General features: G+C 62.8%; 19 protein-coding genes and 1 other RNA gene. 9 read left to right on the forward strand and 11 right to left on the reverse strand.

Annotated features, from left to right (window positions below; all coding sequences use genetic code 11):
* Positions 1-6 precede the first annotated feature (6 nt).
* Genes LU682_RS28235 through LU682_RS28250 form a run of 4 tightly spaced genes read right to left on the reverse strand, consistent with a single transcriptional unit; the run spans position 7 to position 3,592 of the window.
* Positions 7-489: a DUF4442 domain-containing protein gene (locus LU682_RS28235; RefSeq protein WP_010955722.1), complete on the reverse strand. Its 483-nt coding sequence runs from the start codon at positions 487-489 to the stop codon at positions 7-9.
* The gene (gene ubiH, locus LU682_RS28240; protein WP_010955723.1) at positions 486-1,685 is read right to left on the reverse strand and encodes a 2-octaprenyl-6-methoxyphenyl hydroxylase; all 1,200 of its coding nucleotides are present in this window, start codon (positions 1,683-1,685) and stop codon (positions 486-488) included. The genes LU682_RS28235 and ubiH overlap by 4 nt, the downstream gene beginning before the upstream one ends.
* Complete coding sequence (gene pepP, locus LU682_RS28245) at positions 1,682-3,016, reverse strand: Xaa-Pro aminopeptidase (protein WP_232914908.1); 1,335 nt, start codon at positions 3,014-3,016, stop codon at positions 1,682-1,684. The genes ubiH and pepP overlap by 4 nt, the downstream gene beginning before the upstream one ends.
* 21 nt (positions 3,017-3,037) lie before the next feature.
* Positions 3,038-3,592, reverse strand: coding sequence for a YecA/YgfB family protein (locus tag LU682_RS28250; protein WP_010955725.1), 555 nt, complete (start codon positions 3,590-3,592; stop codon positions 3,038-3,040).
* Between the two features lie 181 nt (positions 3,593-3,773).
* Here LU682_RS28250 and LU682_RS28255 point away from each other — a divergent pair, with 181 nt between their 5' ends.
* The 4 genes from LU682_RS28255 (at position 3,774) to LU682_RS28270 (ending at position 5,204) form a co-directional block, all read left to right on the forward strand.
* Complete coding sequence (locus LU682_RS28255; protein WP_029886233.1) at positions 3,774-3,956, forward strand: TIGR02449 family protein; 183 nt, start codon at positions 3,774-3,776, stop codon at positions 3,954-3,956.
* Positions 3,953-4,273, forward strand: coding sequence for a cell division protein ZapA (locus LU682_RS28260; protein ID WP_010955726.1), 321 nt, complete (start codon positions 3,953-3,955; stop codon positions 4,271-4,273). Before LU682_RS28255 ends, LU682_RS28260 begins: the two co-directional genes overlap by 4 nt.
* Positions 4,274-4,290: 17 nt before the next feature.
* Positions 4,291-4,470: non-coding RNA, 6S RNA (gene ssrS / locus LU682_RS28265), on the forward strand.
* A 125-nt stretch (positions 4,471-4,595) separates the two neighbouring features.
* Entirely contained in the window at positions 4,596-5,204 is a 609-nt protein-coding gene (locus tag LU682_RS28270; RefSeq protein WP_010955727.1) for a 5-formyltetrahydrofolate cyclo-ligase, read from the forward strand.
* A 19-nt stretch (positions 5,205-5,223) separates the two neighbouring features.
* Here LU682_RS28270 and LU682_RS28275 read toward each other — a convergent pair whose 3' ends face one another.
* Positions 5,224-5,376, reverse strand: coding sequence for a hypothetical protein (locus LU682_RS28275; protein ID WP_003253683.1), 153 nt, complete (start codon positions 5,374-5,376; stop codon positions 5,224-5,226).
* Positions 5,377-5,554: 178 nt separating this feature from the next.
* Between LU682_RS28275 and LU682_RS28280 the strand changes: the two genes are divergently transcribed.
* The 4 genes from LU682_RS28280 (at position 5,555) to LU682_RS28295 (ending at position 10,890) form a co-directional block, all read left to right on the forward strand.
* Positions 5,555-6,004, forward strand: coding sequence for an EVE domain-containing protein (locus tag LU682_RS28280; protein ID WP_010955729.1), 450 nt, complete (start codon positions 5,555-5,557; stop codon positions 6,002-6,004).
* A gap of 95 nt (positions 6,005-6,099) precedes the next feature.
* Positions 6,100-7,059 carry an HlyD family secretion protein gene (locus tag LU682_RS28285; protein ID WP_010955730.1) on the forward strand — a complete coding sequence of 320 codons (960 nt, stop codon included), beginning with the start codon at positions 6,100-6,102 and terminating at the stop codon, positions 7,057-7,059.
* On the forward strand, positions 7,056-9,776 hold the full coding sequence (gene rbbA, locus LU682_RS28290) for a ribosome-associated ATPase/putative transporter RbbA (RefSeq protein ID WP_010955731.1): 2,721 nt from the start codon (positions 7,056-7,058) through the stop codon (positions 9,774-9,776). The genes LU682_RS28285 and rbbA overlap by 4 nt, the downstream gene beginning before the upstream one ends.
* 1 nt (position 9,777) lies before the next feature.
* On the forward strand, positions 9,778-10,890 hold the full coding sequence (locus tag LU682_RS28295) for an ABC transporter permease (protein ID WP_010955732.1): 1,113 nt from the start codon (positions 9,778-9,780) through the stop codon (positions 10,888-10,890).
* A gap of 180 nt (positions 10,891-11,070) precedes the next feature.
* Here LU682_RS28295 and LU682_RS28300 read toward each other — a convergent pair whose 3' ends face one another.
* Positions 11,071-11,505 (reverse strand): type II toxin-antitoxin system PemK/MazF family toxin, encoded by a 435-nt coding sequence (locus LU682_RS28300; protein ID WP_060489058.1) that lies wholly within the window; start codon positions 11,503-11,505, stop codon positions 11,071-11,073.
* Positions 11,506-11,668: 163 nt separating this feature from the next.
* Positions 11,669-12,073, reverse strand: a complete 405-nt coding sequence (locus tag LU682_RS28305) for a flagellar basal body-associated protein FliL (RefSeq protein WP_003253671.1) — start codon at positions 12,071-12,073, stop codon at positions 11,669-11,671.
* 157 nt (positions 12,074-12,230) lie between these two features.
* Between LU682_RS28305 and LU682_RS28310 the strand changes: the two genes are divergently transcribed.
* Positions 12,231-13,208, forward strand: coding sequence for an NADPH:quinone oxidoreductase family protein (locus LU682_RS28310; RefSeq protein WP_010955734.1), 978 nt, complete (start codon positions 12,231-12,233; stop codon positions 13,206-13,208).
* A gap of 84 nt (positions 13,209-13,292) precedes the next feature.
* Here LU682_RS28310 and LU682_RS28315 read toward each other — a convergent pair whose 3' ends face one another.
* From LU682_RS28315 to rho, 4 genes are all read right to left on the reverse strand, one after another.
* Positions 13,293-13,943, reverse strand: a complete 651-nt coding sequence (locus tag LU682_RS28315) for a gamma-glutamylcyclotransferase (RefSeq protein WP_020192777.1) — start codon at positions 13,941-13,943, stop codon at positions 13,293-13,295.
* A 246-nt stretch (positions 13,944-14,189) separates the two neighbouring features.
* Positions 14,190-15,158 carry a CDP-6-deoxy-delta-3,4-glucoseen reductase gene (locus tag LU682_RS28320; protein ID WP_010955736.1) on the reverse strand — a complete coding sequence of 323 codons (969 nt, stop codon included), beginning with the start codon at positions 15,156-15,158 and terminating at the stop codon, positions 14,190-14,192.
* Positions 15,158-16,624 (reverse strand): 4-hydroxy-3-polyprenylbenzoate decarboxylase, encoded by a 1,467-nt coding sequence (ubiD, locus tag LU682_RS28325; RefSeq protein ID WP_003253663.1) that lies wholly within the window; start codon positions 16,622-16,624, stop codon positions 15,158-15,160. Before ubiD ends, LU682_RS28320 begins: the two co-directional genes overlap by 1 nt.
* Positions 16,625-16,829: 205 nt before the next feature.
* Positions 16,830-18,089 (reverse strand): transcription termination factor Rho, encoded by a 1,260-nt coding sequence (gene rho / locus LU682_RS28330; protein WP_003253661.1) that lies wholly within the window; start codon positions 18,087-18,089, stop codon positions 16,830-16,832.
* Positions 18,090-18,146: the final 57 nt, after the last annotated feature.

An 18,146-nucleotide genomic window follows, 5' to 3' on the forward strand; every position in this document is an offset into this window, starting at 1 on the left:
CATGCCTTACGCCTGCCTCGCTTGCGGCTTGAGCCGCACGTATAGGGTTTTATCGACCCGCGCCACCAACTCGCCGGCGCCATCGCGGATATCGACCTGCAAACGCGGCAGGCATTTCTTGCCGGTGGCGGCCTGCTGGCGGATTTCGTCCAGCAGCGCATCATCGACGTGGAATTCGGCATAAACCGGGCCTTTGCCCGGCGAGATGAAATCGATGCTGGCGGCCTTGTCCCAGACGATGTAGTCGCGCCCCAGCTGCTCGATCAGCAGCAGCATGTAGAACGGGTCGACCATGGCATACAGGCTGCCACCGAACTGGGTACCGACGTAATTGCGGTTCCAGCGAGTCAGTTTCATCGCCACCTTGACGCTACGCAGGTCCGGGCTGATGTGCTGCACACGGATACCGGCACCCAGGTACGGTGGGTAGAGGTTCAGCATCCAGCGCAGCATGCGCGCCCGGCGCGCCAGTTTACGCGGGTTGCTCATGCCTGGCCCCGCGGATCAGGGCGGGTGCCCAGGCCCATCGCCTGGCGGGCGAACCAGCTTTTTGCCGGTGGCAACAGGTCGAGCCCGAGCAGGCCAAGGTTGCGTCCGGCCGTCAGCAACGGCTGATTGCTGCCGAACAGGCGGGTGACCTGGTCGGAGAAGCCGATGGTCATAGCCTGGTCCAGGCGCTGGCGCTGGTGATAGGCCTGCAGCGTGGTCAGGTCGCCAGGCTGCTGTGGGCCCGCCAGCAGCGCTTCGGCCAGGGCCTGCACATCACGCAACGACAGATTGAAACCCTGGCCCGCGATGGGGTGCAGGCTGTGTGCTGCGTTGCCCAGCACCACCAGGTGCGGCCGCACCTGCTCCTGGGCCTCGATCAAGGACAGCGGGTAGAGGTGCCGTGCGCCAACTTGGCGCAGCGCGCCCAGGCGGTAGCCGAACACGCCCTGCAGTTCGCGCAGGAAGCTACGCTCGTCGATGTCGGCCAGGCGCCGCGCATCCATGCCCTGACGGGTCCACACCAGTGCGCAGCGGTTTTCCGGCAACGGCAGCAAGGCCATGGGGCCCTCTTCGGTGAAGCGCTCGAAAGCCTGGCCGCCGTGGGCCTCACCCGGGGTAATGTTGGCGATCAACGCGCTCTGCTGGTAAGGCGTGTGGCGTACATGGATACCCAACTGCTCGCGCAGGCCAGAGCGGCCACCATCGGCCAGTACCGCCAGGTCACATTCCAGCTGGGTGTCGTCGTTCAGCCGCAGGCGGTAACCGCGTTCGATGGCCTGCATCGAGGTCACTTCGGCCGGGCAGCGCCAGCTCACCACCTCGCTGTCCAACCCTTGCCACAGGCACTGGCCGAGCCAGGCGTTTTCCACCACGTAACCCAGCGCCGGCACGCCCTCTTCCAGGGCATCCAGGCGGGTGGCGCCAAAACGACCACGGTCGGACACGTGAATCTGGCGAATAGGCTCGGCGCGGCGGCCGATGGCCTGCCACAGGCCCAGTTGCTGATAAATCTGCTGGGTGCCGAATGACAATGCCGAAGAGCGCGCATCATAGCTGGGCTGGTAGCTGTCACCGGGGGCGAACGGCTCGATCAGCAGGATCTTCCAGCCGCGCGCCCTGGCGCCGGCCTGCAGGGCCAACGCCAGGCTTGCGCCAACCAGGCCACCGCCGATGATCGCCAGGTTTACCCGGCTCATGCCACGGCCTTGCGGGCAGCCTGCATCAGCGCCTCGATCACGGCGACCGTACGCGGCACGCCCGAAGTCAGGATTTCACAACCTTGCCTGGTCACTACCACGTCGTCCTCGATCCTTACCCCAATGCCGCGCCACTTTTTGGCCACGGCCTGATTGTCGGCGCCAATGTAGATACCCGGCTCCACGGTCAGCGCCATGCCGGGTTCCAGTACCCGCCACTCGCCGCCCACCTTGTACTCGCCCACGTCGTGCACATCCATGCCCAGCCAGTGCCCGGCGCGGTGCATGTAGAAGGCGCGATAGGCTTCGCTTTCGATCAGCGCCTGCACATCACCTTCGAGCAAGCCCAGCTCCACCAGGCCCGCGGTGATGACCCGCACGGTCGCCTCATGGGCGTGGTTCCAGTGCTTGCCGGGGGCTATTTCGGCAAACGCCGCCGCCTGTGCCTTTAGCACCAGCTCGTAGATGGCCTTCTGCTCGGGCGAAAACCGCCCACTGACCGGGAAGGTGCGGGTGATGTCGCTGGCATAGCAGTCGATTTCGCAGCCAGCGTCGATCAGCACCAGGTCGCCATCCTTGAGCGGCGCATCGTTCTGTTGATAGTGCAGGATGCAGCCATTGCGCCCGGCCGCAACGATCGAGCCATAGGCCGGCATTCTCGCCCCGCCCTTGCGGAATTCGTAGTCCAGCTCGGCTTCCAGGCTGTACTCGTGCAGCCCGGCGCGGCAGGCCTGCATGGCCCGCACATGGGCCCGCGCAGAAATGTCCGCGGCAGCACGCATCACCTTCACTTCCGCCGCCGATTTATACAGGCGCATATCGTGCAGCAGATGATCCAGCGCAACGAACTCGTTCGGTGGCTGGGCGCCCAGGCGTGCCTTGGAGCGGATCACGTTGATCCAGTCCATCAGCCGGCGGTCGAACTCCGGGTTGCTGCCCATGGCGCTGTAGACACGCTCGCGGCCTTCGATCAGGCCAGGCAGGATCTCGTCGATATCCGTGATGGGGAAGGCATCGTCGGCGCCGAAATCACGCACCGCCCCTTCCTGGCCGGCCCGCAGGCCGTCCCACAGCTCGCGCTCAGGGTTGCGTTCACGGCAGAACAGCACGTACTCGCCATGCTCGCGCCCTGGAATCAACGCAATCACCGCCTCGGGCTCCGGGAAGCCGCTGAGGTACTGGAAATCGCTGTCCTGGCGGTACACGTGCTCGACGTCGCGGTTGCGGATGGCAACCGCAGCGGCGGGCAGAATGGCGATGCTGTTGGGGACCATCTGCGCCATCAGCGCCTTGCGCCGACGGGCATACTCGGCCTTGGGAATGTGGCTCATGGGCAGACTACCCTTGGTTGATCAGTGCAGCGAGGGCTTGGGCGCGGGTGCGGCCGGCTTGGCCAGTTCGGAGAACAGCAGCAGGGGCGCCACGCGCAGGTATTCCATGACTTCCATGTAGTCGCTCTCGCCGTCTTCGGACTCTTCGAGCGCTTCCTGGACCTGCGAAATGGCCACCAGGTCCTGCAGCACTTCCTTGGCCTCGTCGGACAAGTCCTTCCCGCCAGCGTTCAGGCCGAAACCGGTCACGAAGCCTTGGCACCACTGGCCCAGCGCGGTGGCGCGGTCGCTCAGTGCAGCATCATCGGTAGGCAGCAGCAGGACGATCGCCATGTCGTCGCTGGTCAGCTCGCCCTTGACCATTTCCTGCAAGCCGACCAAGGCATTGCGGACACTGTCACCAGGCTCGATTTCCAGCAGTTGGGCGGCATCGGCCAACCAGGCATCGGCATCGAAGCCGGCGCCGGCGCAGCTGCGGCCAATCAGCAGGCCGTGCAGTTCGGCCGGGGTGACAGGATGGCCATTGCTCGAGAGCAGCATGGCGAAAGCGTTGTAGGGCGATTGAGTATTGGGCATGGGCAGCTAGGCGCCAGACGGCGCAATGTCTAGAATGAAGACCTTGTATCCTAGCACCGGCAGGCGCGCCAAGACCATCGGCACTGGCCGTTGCCGCCCAGGGAGAGGCATCATCGCCAGGTGAGTCAACGACGGAGCGAATCGAGTGCAACCCACGCAAGAGAACGACCTGCAGGCACTGATGAGCCGATTCGAGTTGCTGATCGAACGCGTCGAGCAACTAAAACGGCAAAATGCACTCCTAGTAGCTCAGGAAAAATCCTGGCGCGAAGAGCGCGCCCACCTCATCGAAAAGAACGAGATCGCCAAGCGCAAAGTCGAGTCGATGATTTTACGCCTCAAGGCTCTGGAGCAAGACTCATGAGTTCAAGCAATAGCGTCACCGTGCAGATCCTCGACAAGGAATACTCGATCATCTGCCCGCCGGAAGAGCGCAACAACCTGGTCAGCGCTGCGCGCTACCTGGACGGCAAGATGCGCGAGATTCGCAGCAGCGGCAAGGTGATCGGTGCCGACCGCATCGCGGTCATGGCGGCGTTGAACATTACCCACGAAATGCTGCACCGCCAGGAAGACCGCAACGATGCGCCGGTCACCGGCACGAACCGCGAACAGGTGCGCGACCTGCTGGATCGGGTGGATAAGGCTTTGTCCGACGACACGGATACCAAAATCGGCTGAGATTGGTATACTGGCGCCACTCCCTGGGGGATGCGCCAGTCGGTTATGTCCCTGAGCCGATACGCACAACCACGGGGGTTGCACGCTGGGGCCGGTGTGCATGTCCGCCCGACGGAAAGCCTTAACGCCCCCTGCAATCTCCACCTTGAACTTTCGGGTTCAAGGGCTACACCGATAGCGGTCTTATCGGGGAGCCTGAATTTTCTTGCCCGCCCCCAAGGCGGGCAATTCGTTTTGGCCGACTTTATTCAAGCTTTGTACGACGATCCACCGCGCAGGCACTGTTCGTACTAAAGCCAGCACATCTGGGATCGCCCGTGCCATGACCGAAAACGTGCCGCTCACCCGCCCCCAGCTACGTCGCCTGCTTCGCAATGCCCGCCGCGCCCTTACCCCTGCCCAGCAACGCCAGGCCACCCTCGGCCTGTACCGCCAGCTGGCGCAACACCCCTTGTTCCGCCGCGCCCGCCACATTGCCCTGTACCTGCCCAACGACGGTGAAATCGACCCTCGCCTGCTGATGCGCGAAGCCCAGCGTCGCGGCAAGTGCATCTACCTGCCGGTGCTGCATGCCTGGCCGCGCACGCGCATGGTGTTCCAGCGTTTTGAGCAGGGTGAGAAGCTCAAGCCCAACCGCTTCCGTATTCCAGAGCCGATTATCGATCGCAAACGCCAGCGGCCGATCTGGGCGCTGGATCTGATTCTGCTACCGCTGGTCGGGTTTGACGAAGTGGGCGGCCGCCTGGGTATGGGCGGTGGCTTCTATGATCGCAGCCTGGCCTACCAGGCGCGTCGGCAAACCTGGAAAAAACCCTTGCTGCTGGGGCTGGCGCATGAATGCCAGAAGGTCGAGCGGCTGGCGCAGGCCAGTTGGGATGTTCCGCTGCAGGGCACGGTCTCGGACCGTGGCTGGTACCTGGCGCCACGTTGAGCGGCGCCAGCGGGGGGTATCAACGTTGTGGCTGGCTGGCGTCGACCGGCATCTGATAGGCGTTGTCCAGCTTGCGCTCCCAGAAGCCTTGCGCATAACCGGTAGTGACCACACCCAGGCCAAAAATGAACACCAGGATCCACAGCAGATCCGGCTTTTTACGTTGATTCATCGAAGATTGCCCCCCAGGCAAACTGTTCAGTACTCGGCGATATTCTGGGTACCGCCTGCGCACGCGCTTTAAACGGGGCGCATTTTCCGACAACATGCGTCCGCACGCAAACCTTGACGCCAACCGGCTGTCGGTTTCGTGCAACAGGTTATTTCAAACCTTTTCAGGAGCAGCATTCATGGCTTACTGGCTGATGAAATCCGAGCCCGACGAGCTCTCCATCGAAGCCCTCGCACGCTTGGGTGAAGCGCGCTGGGACGGCGTGCGCAACTATCAGGCGCGTAATTTTCTGCGGGCCATGAGCGTGGGTGACGAATTCTTCTTCTACCACTCCAGCTGCCCGCAACCCGGCATAGCCGGCATTGCCAGAATCACCCGCGCGGCCTACCCCGACCCGACCGCGCTGGACCCTGAAAGCCATTATCACGATGCCAAGGCCACGACCGACAAGAACCCGTGGAGCGCGGTGGATGTGGCCCACGTACAAACCTTTCCAAGGGTGCTGGAACTGGGGCGGCTGAAACAGCAGGCCGGTCTGGTCGAGTTGCCGCTGGTGCAAAAAGGCAGCCGCCTGTCGGTCATGCCGGTAACGCCCGAGCAATGGGCGGTGATTGTCGCATTGCGCTGAATAGGCAGCTAAGGTCAAGGGCTTGACCGACATCAACACGCCACACATGGCCGCCAGGCATGATGTACCGTGCATGACCGCAAGGATGCAGAACGATGAACCGATATGCCCCTAGAATCTTCGCCACTGCACTGATCGCACTGCTCGCTGCAGCCGGCGGGCTGGGGTACTGGAAGTCGCTCCACGACCAGTTGCCCGAAGGCCTGAGCATGGGCAACGGGCGCCTGGAAGCCACCGAAGTGCAGATCGCCAGCAAGATCCCCGGTCGCCTGGCCGAAGTACTGGTCGATGAAGGCGACAACGTGATCCGTGGCCAGCTACTGGCGCGCATCGACACCCGCACCATGGAAGCCCAGCGCAGCCAGGCCGAAGCCGAAGTGCTGCGCGCCCGGGAAAACTACGCCGCCGCACAGGCCAGCGTGCAACTGCGCCAGAGTGAACTGCTGTTGGCCAGCCAGGAGCTCAAGCGCGTACGCGAAATCTTCCAGCGCAAGTTCGCCAGCCAGCAGTTGCTCGACCAACAGCAGGCGCGCTTTGACACGGCCAACGCAGCAGTAGTCGCTGCCCGCGCCCAACTGGCAGCGATCAAGGCCGCCATTGGCGCCGCCGAAGCCCAAGTGGCGCAGCTCACCAGCGAAATCGACGACAGCAGCCTGCGTGCGCCCATCAACGGCATCATCCAGCTGCGCCTGGCCGAACCCGGTGAAGTGCTGGGTGCCGGCGGCCGTGTGCTGATGCTGATCGACCCCAGCGACCAGTACATGAACCTGTACCTGCCAGCGTCCACCAGCGGCCGGCTGACTGTAGGCGACCAGGCGCGCATCGTGCTCGACGCCCTGCCCGAGCGCGCGCTGCCGGCCAAGGTGGCCTTTGTCGCAGCCAAGGCCCAGTTCACCCCCAAACAGGTGGAAACCCGCGACGAACGGCAAAAGCTGGTGTTCCGGGTCAAACTGCGCCTGAGCGACCCAGGCGCCGTGCCGCAAGCCAAACCAGGCATGCCAGGCGCCGGCTATGTACGCACGGCTGAGGTGGACTGGCCGGCCAACCTGCAATGAACGCCCCGGCACTGCTGGCCGAAGGCATCAGCCACCGTTACGGCGACCTGATAGCCCTCCACCCACTAGGCTTCAGCCTTCCTGTGGGTACCCGATGCGCGCTGATCGGCCCTGACGGGGCTGGCAAATCGACCCTGCTGGGGCTGATCGCCGGCGTGAAACGCCTACAGCAGGGAGAGCTGCAGGTGCTGGGTGGCTCGATCCGCCAACGCCGCCATCGCACGGCGCTCTACCCCAAAGTGGCGTTCATGCCGCAGGGGCTGGGCAACAACCTGTACCCGGAACTGTCGATCAGCGAGAACATCCGTTTTTTCGCCACCCTGTTCGGGCTGGGCCGCCGCGAGTGTGAACAGCGCATGGCCAATCTGTTGCAGGCCACCGACCTGCAGCACTTTGCCCAGCGCCCGGCCGGCAAGCTGTCGGGTGGCATGAAGCAGAAGCTGGGCCTTTGCTGCGCGCTGATCCACGAGCCAGACCTGCTTATCCTGGACGAGCCGACCACCGGCGTTGACCCACTGTCGCGGCGGCGCTTCTGGGAGCTGGTTGAACAGGTTCGCGCACAACGCCCGCAACTGACCCTGCTGGTGGCTACCGCCTACATGGAAGAAGCCGAACAGTTCGAGCATTGCCTGATGCTCGATGGCGGCCGGCTGCTGGCCGCCGGCCCTAGCCACGAACTGGCTGCAGTCACCTCGAGCGGCAAACTGGATGATGCCTTTACCCATTACCAGGGCGCGGGCAAGGCGCAGCATCAACCACTGGCAATCCCGCCGCGCCAAGCCACGGACGGCCCGGTCGCCATCGAGGCACACGACCTGACCCTGCGCTTTGGCGACTTCACAGCGGTGAACAAGGTCAGTTTCGCCATTGGCCGCGGGGAGATCTTCGGCTTCCTGGGTTCCAACGGTTGCGGCAAGACCACCACCATGAAAGTGCTCACCGGCCTGATGCCGGCCAGCGAGGGCAGCGCCAGCCTGCTGGGTCGCCCGGTGGACGCCAGCGACCTGGCTACACGCAAGCGGGTCGGCTTCATGTCGCAGAGTTTCTCTCTGTATGGCGAGCTCAGCACCCGGCAGAACCTGGCCCTGCATGCCCGCCTGTTCGACTTGCCCAAAGCCGAGAGCGCCCAGCGCATCGATGAGCTGATCGAGCGCTTCGACCTCGCCGCTATCGCCGACCAACCGTCTGGCGCCCTGCCCCTTGGTTTGCGCCAGCGCCTGTCGCTGGCAGTGGCGGTTCTGCATCGCCCGGAAGTCTTGATCCTCGACGAACCGACCTCCGGCGTCGACCCCGCCGCCCGCGACGACTTCTGGCGCCTGCTGGTAGAACTGTCCCGCGAGCAGGGCGTGACCATTTTCCTCTCCACCCACTTCATGAACGAAGCCCAGCGCTGCGATCGTATTTCGCTGATGCACGCCGGGCGGGTGCTGGCCTGCGACACGCCCGATGCCCTGCAGCACCAGTACCAGGGCGACACGCTGGAAGACGCGTTCGTCCGCTGCCTGGAACAGGCCCAGGAACTGGCGCCAGCCGCCACCGACAGCAACGTGCTGGAACAGGCGTCCACCCCCACCCTACCGCTACGCCGGGGCTTCAGCCTGCGCCGCCTGCTGGCAGTGGCCGTCCGTGAGGGCAAGGAGTTGCTGCGCGACAAGGTGCGCCTGGCCTTCGCCTTACTGGGCGCAGTGTTCATGATGGTGATCTTCGGCTACGGCATTTCACTGGATGTGGAAAACCTCGCCTTCGCCGTGCACGATCAGGACCAGAGCCCGCAAAGTCGTGCCTACCTCGAAGCCTTCCGTGGCTCACGCTACTTCGCCGAACAGGCGCCGATCCGCGACAGCAGCGAGCTGCACCAGCGCCTGCAACGCTCGGAAATCAAACTGGCACTGGAAATTCCGCCCGGCTTTGGTCGCGACCTGTACGCAGGACGCCAGCCGGTGGTGGCTGCCTGGCTCGACGGTGGCATGCCGTTCCGCGCCGAAACCAGCCGCAACTACGTGGAAGCCGTGCACCAGGCCAACCTGGAGCAACTGGCAAAGGCCAGCCCACAACCGCAGCCACGCCAGGACCCGGTGCGCCTGGAAACGCGTTTCCGCTACAACCAGGATGTGGTCAGCGTGAACGCCATCGGCCCGGGCGTGATGGCACTGATACTGGCCTTCATTCCGGCCATGCTCACGGCACTGGGCATCGTGCGCGAGAAGGAGCTCGGCTCCATCACCAACTTCTACGCCACACCCCTCACCCGCCTGGAATTCCTGCTTGGCAAGCAGATGCCCTACCTGGCTGTGAGCCTGGTCAACCTGGCGCTGCTGGTGGCGATGAACCGCTGGCTGTTCGCCGTACCGCTCAAGGGCAGCGTACTGGCTTTGGCATGTGGCGGCGTGGCCTACCTGCTGGCAACCACCAGCCTGGGCCTGCTGATTTCGGCATTCACCCGCACCCAGATCGCCGCCATTCTCGGCACCATGATCATTACCAGCCTGCCGACCATCCAGTTTTCCGGGCTGATCGTGCCACGCTCGTCGCTGGACGGCGCGGCAGCGGTGATGGGCCAGTTGTTCCCGGCGGGCTACTTCCTCGACATCGCAGTCGGCACCTTCACCAAGGCCTTAGGCCTGCGCGAGTTGTGGCCGCAGTGCCTGATCCTGCTGAGCTTCTTTGCCGCGTTCACCGGCCTGAGCCTGGCAATGCTGAAAAAGCAGGAGGCCTGACATGTCGCGCCTGAACCACACCCTGCGCCTGGGCCTGAAAGAACTGACCAGCCTGCGCCATGACAGCGTCCTGCTGCTGTTCCTGCTATATGCCTTCAGCGTGGCGATCTACATGCCGGCAGCCGGCTCGGTGATCGGCGTACACAACGCCAGCGTGGCGGTGGTGGATGAAGACCATAGCCTGCTCTCGCGCAAGCTCAGCGAAGCCCTGCAACCGCCCGAGTTCCAGCCAGCCGTGCCGCTGCCTCCGCAGCGCCTGGACCAGGCCATGGACAGCGGCCAGTACACCTTCGTCATCAACGTGCCGGTTAACTTCCAGAGCGACCTGCTGGCCGGGCGCTCGCCGGAGCTGCAGATCAACGTCGATGCTACGGCCATGAGCCAAGCGTTCATGGGCGCCGGCTACATCGGCCGCATCTTCGAGCGCGAGCTGCTCGACTACAGCCAGCGTGGTAACGAGCAAAGCCCGGTGCTGATCAACCCCAAGGCGCTGTTCAACCCCAACCTGGAGGGGGGCTGGTTTCTGGCCGTGATCCAGATCGTCAACAACATTACCATCCTGGCGATCATCCTCACTGGCACCGCGCTGCTGCGCGAGCGTGAGCATGGCACCCTCGACCACCTGCTGGTGCTGCCGCTGACCGCGCTGGAGATCATGCTGGCCAAGATCGGCAGCAACGCGCTGGTGGTGGTGATCTGCACCTGGATTTCGTTGGTGGTAGTCGTCAAAGGTGCACTGGGCGTGCCGCTGTCTGGCTCGATGGGGCTGTTCCTGGCCGTGACCGCGCTGTACCTGTTCGCCAGTACATCGCTGGGCATTTTCCTCGCCACCCTGGCGCGCTCGACGCCGCAGTTCGGCCTGCTGGCGATCCCGGTGATCATCCCGATGCTGTTGCTGTCCGGCGGCAGCACACCTCTGGACAGTATGCCGCAGTGGCTGCAGTGGGTGATGCAAGGGTCACCCTCAACGCACTTTGTCAGCCTGAGTGCCGCAATCCTGTTCAGGGATGCCGGGTGGGCGGTGGTATGGCCGGATATCCTGGCGCTGACGTTGATCGGCCTGGTGTTCTTCAGCGTGGCGCTGGCACGGTTTCGTCGGAGCCTGGCGTCTTGAAGGCATGCGCGAGCGTCCGCCGAAAATTGGAAAACTGGCACAAAGACAAAGGGCGCCTTTCGGCGCCCTACTCACAGACAGGTCGACTTGTCATCGCCATATACCTGCCCGGCTCTGTAATTGCTGGTCGAACCAGGATCCTCAGAGTCTTACAAGCCCCTTGCGGGAACAGGCTGATTATCACGCATCGAGCGTAACATTGACAACAGACCGCTCTGTTGCTGGATGTGTGAAACCCAGCGTAAAGCCAACTGCAGCCCTCACGGCGGCGAAATGCTCTGGCCGCATTGTAAAGGTCATGTATTCCCGACCACTTCCTTGCCGCGATTTGACCCGACATCTGTCCAATCTGGAGGTAGCCACCGTGTAGATCATGTCGCACTTGGCCCAGCATGTCAGGGCCGAACCAGGCAGATAACTCGGCAGCACAACGTGATGCCCTGCCATGTGATCCGGTGCAGTGGTACTCAACGGGACTATCGTCACTAACTGGCGATTTTGACTGTGCTTGCGAAGAACGACCACGGGACGCACCTTGATCATTTCAGGCACTTGAAAGCCTGAAAAGTCGCACATCAGTACAGTCGCCTCTTTCGGCTGGTACTTCAAAGCCATTGCCAACACTCTCGAGCAACTGAAGACAAGGCACAATCTAGCTTGGCCATGGCCCCAAAAACTGAAAACTGGCGGGCTTACAGGAAAGACAGAAGGGTCCTACACACGGGGTAAGCCTGAATTCAATCCGACTTACCAGTGATGGACCTCACCCTGTTTCAGGTCACTGCACGATCAGGTTGTTGAACAGCAAGTCTTCAACGATCGGCTTGCCCTCTTCCGCCTCCAGCACCTGCTGCACCTGTTTCAGCGCCTCTTGGCGAAGATGCTCCTTGGCCTCGACGTTGCTCATGCTGTCCACCGTCTGCTGGGTGAACAGTGCCACCAGCTGGTTACGGATCAGCGGTTCGTGGTGCTTTACCGTCTTGGCCGCTTCGTCGCCCGTCACGCGCAGGGCCACGTCAGCCTTGTACACGCGCAGCCGCGGGCTGCCGTCGAGCGCATAGTTGCCAACGAAGGGCGGGCTCAGACTGATGTAGGCGACCTTGGGCACCCCTTCCTTGGCTTCCTCGGCCATGGCCGCAGCCGGCAGCAGCAGCGCCAGCACCATCAAGATCCACGCTTTCACGAATTCGCTCCTCAATACAGTTGGCGCCAGCTTACCCAGCACACCGCTCAAACCCAAGCCCGGGCTTATGCCGGCCCATCAGGGCGGGCCATGCTCGTTGACCTGCCAAGCGGCCCTCCTACACTTATCGGCCACTACCCGCAAAGGAATAGCTCCGATGAAAGCTGTGTTGTGCAAAACCCTGGGTCCGGCGCGCAACCTGGTGCTGGAAGAGGTGGCCAGCCCACTGCCGAAGAAGAACGAGATCCTGCTGGACGTGCAAGCTGCCGGGGTCAACTTCCCCGACACCTTGATCATCGAAGGCAAGTACCAGTTCCAGCCGCCGCTGCCGTTCTCTCCAGGTGGCGAGGCAGCGGGCGTGGTGGCCGCCGTCGGCGAAAAGGCCGGCGCGTTCAAGGTCGGCGACCGGGTCATGGCGCTCACCGGCTGGGGTGCGTTCGCCGAGCAAGTGGCGGTGCCGTTCTATAACGTTCTGCCGATCCCGGCGAGCATGGACTTCACCACCGCTGCGGCCTTCGGCATGACCTACGGCACCTCGATGCACGCCCTGCGCCAGCGTGGCCAGTTGCAAGCCGGCGAGACCCTGCTGGTACTGGGCGCTTCCGGCGGGGTGGGCCTGGCGGCGGTGGAGATCGGCAAGGCCATGGGCGCGCGGGTGATCGCGGCGGCCAGCAGTGCCGAGAAACTGGCCGTGGCCAAGGCTGCCGGGGCGGATGAGCTGATCGACTACAGCCAGGCCAACCTGCGCGAAGAAATCAAACGCCTGACCGGTGGCCAGGGCGTGGACGTGATCTATGACCCGGTCGGTGGCGAGCTGTTCGAACAAGCGGTGCGCGGGTTGGCCTGGAATGGCAGGCTGCTGGTGGTGGGTTTTGCCAGTGGCAGCATTCCACAGCTGGCGGCCAACCTGGTGCTGCTCAAGGGCGCGGCGGTACTGGGCGTGTTCTGGGGGGCATTTGCCCAGCGCCAGCCGGAGGACAACGCGGCCAACTTCCACCAGCTGTTTGCCTGGCATGCCGAGGGCAAGTTGAAGCCGCTGGTGTCGCAGACTTATCCACTGGCAGAAGCCGGGGTTGCTATCGAGAAGCTGGGGCAACGGCAGGCTGTGGGTAAGTTGGTGGTGCTGGCCAGGTAAGGCAGTAGCGGCCTCTTCGCGGGTAAACCCGCTCCTACAGGCGACCGTGCAGGGTTTACCCGCGAAGAGGCCGGAACAGGTTGCTCACACTTCGCGCAGATTGTGGCAACGCCTGAATCGCGCTTCCAGGTTGCGATCGGGCATCTGGTGACTGCGCAGTGCATTCAAGGTCTGCTCGACATACTCCCGCGTGGTGCCATAACGCCCCTTGGCACTGGCCAGGATCTGGCTGAGCAAGGTATCCGGCAAGTTGCCGGCATAGCACGGCAGATGCCGCTCCAGTACAAAGCCCAAGGCCTGCACCTTGCTACCATCACCCAGGCGGCAGTTGAGCCAGTGCGGCCGGTATGCCGGATAGGGCATCTCGCGTTGCCATAGGGCCATCAGTGAGTCGTCCAGGTTGCGTTCATCCAGCCGGTAGGCAAAGCCGCTGCAGGAACCACCGCGGTCCAGGCCAAACACCAGGCCGGGCGTTTCCGGGGTACCGCGATGTTCATGGGACCACAGGTACAAGCCACGGTGATAGCCATGTACCCGCGCGCGCTGGCGCTCCACCGAATTGCACTCCGGGCGCCAGATCAACGAGCCATAGGCAAACAGCCACACAGGCCCGCCCTGGTGCCTGGACATGGTTGTCTTCATGGAGCTGAACAACTGTTCGCGAGTATGTTGCTGACCGAAATCAAGTGCCGGAGGGTATGAAACTTCCCAAGACATACTTTCAAGTGCCGACATAAGCTGCCGCCATTATTCCTGTGAACTACAGATGTAGCGAGATTCGATTACGCTGCGGCCCCAGGCCGCTTTACCAAGGGCGCTTGCGGTAACCATAGGCCAGAATTGCAGGAATACTCAAGCCCTTGAGCACGCGTTTCATACACGGCTCCGACGACTGGGAAGTACTGTTTCAGCAGCGGTGAAAGTTATTGGCCAAGGCGGTAACAATTACCGCCTTATACCGATACTTTCAAACTTCGGTTATTAACCGCGCGGCGCGTAGGCAAACACATCGGCACGCATGCGGTGCGCATCCATACCGGCTTCGACCAGGGCGTCGAGCGTGGCATAGATCATGTTCGGTGAGCCGCTGGCATACACATGCACACTATTGAGGTCGGCAATGTCTTCGCAGACCGCTTCATGCAGCATGCCGCAGCGGCCTTCCCAGCCGCACAGGTCGCTGACCACTTGATGCAGGAACAGGTTAGGCAGACGCTGCCATTCGTCCCAGTGCTCTATCTGATAGAAATCCTCAGGCCGGCGCACCCCCCAATACAGGTGAACCGGGTGCTTGAAGCCCTGAGCCCGGCAGTGCTCGACCAGGCTGTGCATCTGGCCCATTCCGGTGCCAGCGGCAATCAGCACCAGCGGCCCGTCAGGCAGCTCGGCCAGGTGGGTGTCGCCAAACGGCATTTCGATGCGCGCCAGGCCATCTCGCCTGAGCTGGTCGATCAGTTGCACCGCACTGGGCTCACGCGCCAGCACATGCAGCTCCAGTTCACGCCCGGCATGTGGCGCGGACGCCAGCGAGAAGGCTGCCTGCTTGCCGCCCTCACGTTCGATCATCAGGTATTGCCCCGCGTGGTAGCGCAGAGGCTTGCCGGCAGGCGCACGCAGGCGCACCCGCCAGACGTCGCCGCCGACGTCGACGCACTCACTGACGCTGCACGCCAGCTTGCGCACTGGCAGTTCGCCCAAGGCAAGCACACCGTCCCAGAGCAACACGCAGTCCTCCAGCGGTTCGGCAATGCAGGTGAACAACTCGCCATGGTCGCGGACTTCGCCATCCTGGCGAACCCGCCCTTCAACCAACAACGCGGCGCAAACATGGCAATTGCCATTGCGGCAGCTGTTTGGGCAGTCATAGCCCAGCCGCCGTGCTCCATCCAGGATCCTTTCCCCGGGTTCAAGCGCCAGCACCGCCCCGGACGGCTGCAACGTTACCTGCATCAATCTATTCCCAACTGATCCCACAGCTCATCGATACGGCGGGTGACGGCCTCATCCTTGACGATGACCCGGCCCCATTCGCGTGTAGTCTCGCCCGGCCACTTGTGCGTAGCGTCCAGGCCCATCTTCGAACCCAGCCCCGACACCGGTGACGCAAAGTCCAGGTAGTCGATCGGGGTATTGTCAATCATTACCGTATCACGCTTGGGGTCCATGCGCGTGGTAATGGCCCAGATCACATCGTTCCAGTCACGAGCGTTGATATCGTCATCGGTGACAATAACGAACTTGGTGTACATGAACTGTCGCAGGAACGACCACACACCCAGCATTACGCGCTTGGCGTGGCCTGGGTACTGTTTCTTCATGGTCACCACCGCCATGCGGTACGAGCAGCCTTCCGGCGGCAGGTAGAAGTCGGTGATTTCCGGGAACTGCTTCTGCAGGATCGGCACGAACACTTCGTTCAGCGCCACGCCGAGAATGGCCGGCTCATCTGGCGGCCGGCCGGTGTAGGTGCTGTGGTAGATCGGTTTTTGCCGGTGGGTGATGCGCTCAACGGTGAACACCGGGAAACTGTCCACTTCGTTGTAGTAGCCCGTGTGATCGCCGTAAGGGCCTTCCGGGGCCATTTCGCCTGGGTGGATCACCCCTTCCAGAATGATCTCGGCGGTTGCCGGTACCTGCAGGTTGCTGCCACGGCACTTGACCAGCTCGGTGCGATTGCCTCGCAGCAGGCCGGCGAAGGCGTACTCGGAAAGGGTGTCCGGGACCGGGGTCACCGCGCCGAGAATGGTCGCTGGGTCAGCGCCCAGGGCCACGGCGACCGGAAACGGCTGGCCGGGGTTCTTCTCGCACCACTCTCGGTAATCGAGGGCGCCGCCACGATGGCTGAGCCAGCGCATGATCACCTTGTTGCGGCCGATCACCTGCTGGCGGTAGATGCCCAGGTTCTGGCGGTCCTTGTTCGGGCCACGGGTCACGGTGAGGCCCCAGGTAATCAGCGGCGCCACGTCGCCAGGCCAGCAGTGCTGAATCGGCAGCGTGCCAAGGTCGACATCGTCACCCTCGACCACCACTTCCTGGCACACCGCGTCCTTGACCACTTTTGGCGCCATCGACACGACCTTCTTGAAGATCGGCAGCTTCGACCAGGCGTCCTTCAGGCCCTTGGGCGGCTCAGGCTCCTTGAGGAAGGCCAGCAGCTTGCCGATTTCCCGCAGTTCGCTGACCGACTCGGCGCCCATGCCCATGGCCACCCGCTCCGGGGTACCGAACAGGTTGCCCAGCACTGGGATGTCGAAGCCGGTGGGCTTTTCGAACAACAATGCCGGGCCCTTGGCGCGCAGGGTGCGGTCGCAGACCTCGGTCATTTCCAGGACGGGGGAGATCGGTACCTGGATGCGCTTGAGCTCGCCGCGCTGTTCCAGGCCACGAATGAAGTCGCGCAAGTCGCGATACTGCATGCAGGAGCCTCGTGTTGGCCGTATCGGTCGGGGTGCAGAGTGTAGCGCCGTTCGGGCCTTGTTTGGGGGTGAAAATGCATTGGGGCCGCTTTGCATCCCTTCGCGGAAGCCCGCTCCTACAAGGGCCGCAATGACCTGTGCAGGAGCGGGCTTGCCCGCGAAGGGCCGCAAGGCGGCCCCAATCAATCCAGCCTGAAACGCTCGCTTACTTGCGCTTCATCGACAGGAAGAACTCATCGTTGGTCTTGGTCTGCTTGAGCTTGTCGACCAGGAACTCGATGGCAGCGATTTCGTCCATCGGGTGCAGCAGCTTGCGCAGAATCCACATACGCTGCAGCTCGTCGTCAGCGGTCAGCAACTCTTCGCGGCGAGTGCCGGAGCGGTTGATGTTGATGGCCGGGAACACACGCTTCTCAGCGATGCGGCGGTCCAGCGGCAGCTCCATGTTGCCGGTACCCTTGAACTCTTCGTAGATCACTTCGTCCATCTTCGAGCCGGTTTCAACCAGCGCAGTGGCGATAATGGTCAGCGAACCGCCTTCCTCGATGTTACGCGCAGCACCGAAGAAGCGCTTGGGCTTCTCGAGGGCGTGGGCGTCGACACCACCGGTCAGCACCTTGCCGGAGCTCGGGATCACGGTGTTGTAGGCACGCGCCAGTCGAGTGATCGAGTCCAGCAGGATAACCACATCTTTCTTGTGCTCGACCAGGCGCTTGGCCTTCTCGATCACCATCTCGGCAACCTGCACGTGGCGGGTTGGCGGCTCGTCGAAGGTGGAAGCAACCACTTCGCCACGCACGGTGCGCTGCATTTCGGTCACTTCTTCCGGGCGCTCGTCGATCAGCAGGACGATCAGGTGGCACTCAGGGTTGTTACGGGTGATGTTGGCCGCAATGTTCTGCAGCATGATCGTCTTACCGGCTTTCGGCGGGGCAACGATCAGGCCGCGCTGGCCTTTGCCGATCGGGGCGCACAGGTCGATGACGCGACCGGTCAAGTCCTCGGTGGAGCCGTTACCGGCCTCCATCTTCAGGCGCTTGTTCGGGAACAGCGGCGTCAGGTTTTCGAACAGGATCTTGTTCTTCGCGTTTTCCGGGCGGTCGAAGTTGATGGTATCGACCTTCAGCAGGGCGAAGTAACGCTCCCCTTCCTTCGGTGGGCGGATCTTGCCGACGATGGTGTCGCCGGTACGCAGGTTGAAACGGCGGATCTGGCTGGGCGAGACATAGATATCGTCTGGGCCGGCCAGGTAGGACGCATCAGCCGAACGCAGGAAACCGAAACCATCCTGGAGAATCTCCAGCACGCCGTCACCCGAGATCTCTTCGCCGCTTTTCGCATGCTTCTTCAGCAGGGCGAAAATCACGTCCTGTTTGCGCGAACGGGCCATGTTTTCGATGCCCATCTGTTCGGCCATTTCCAAAAGATCGGTAATCGGCTTTTGCTTGAGTTCAGTCAGGTTCATAAGGGGAATGACGTAATCATGTAAGAAGGGAGAATTAAGCTTCTGGCTTAATGAGGC

This window comes from Pseudomonas alloputida (genome assembly GCF_021283545.2).
GTDB lineage: Bacteria > Pseudomonadota > Gammaproteobacteria > Pseudomonadales > Pseudomonadaceae > Aquipseudomonas > Aquipseudomonas alloputida.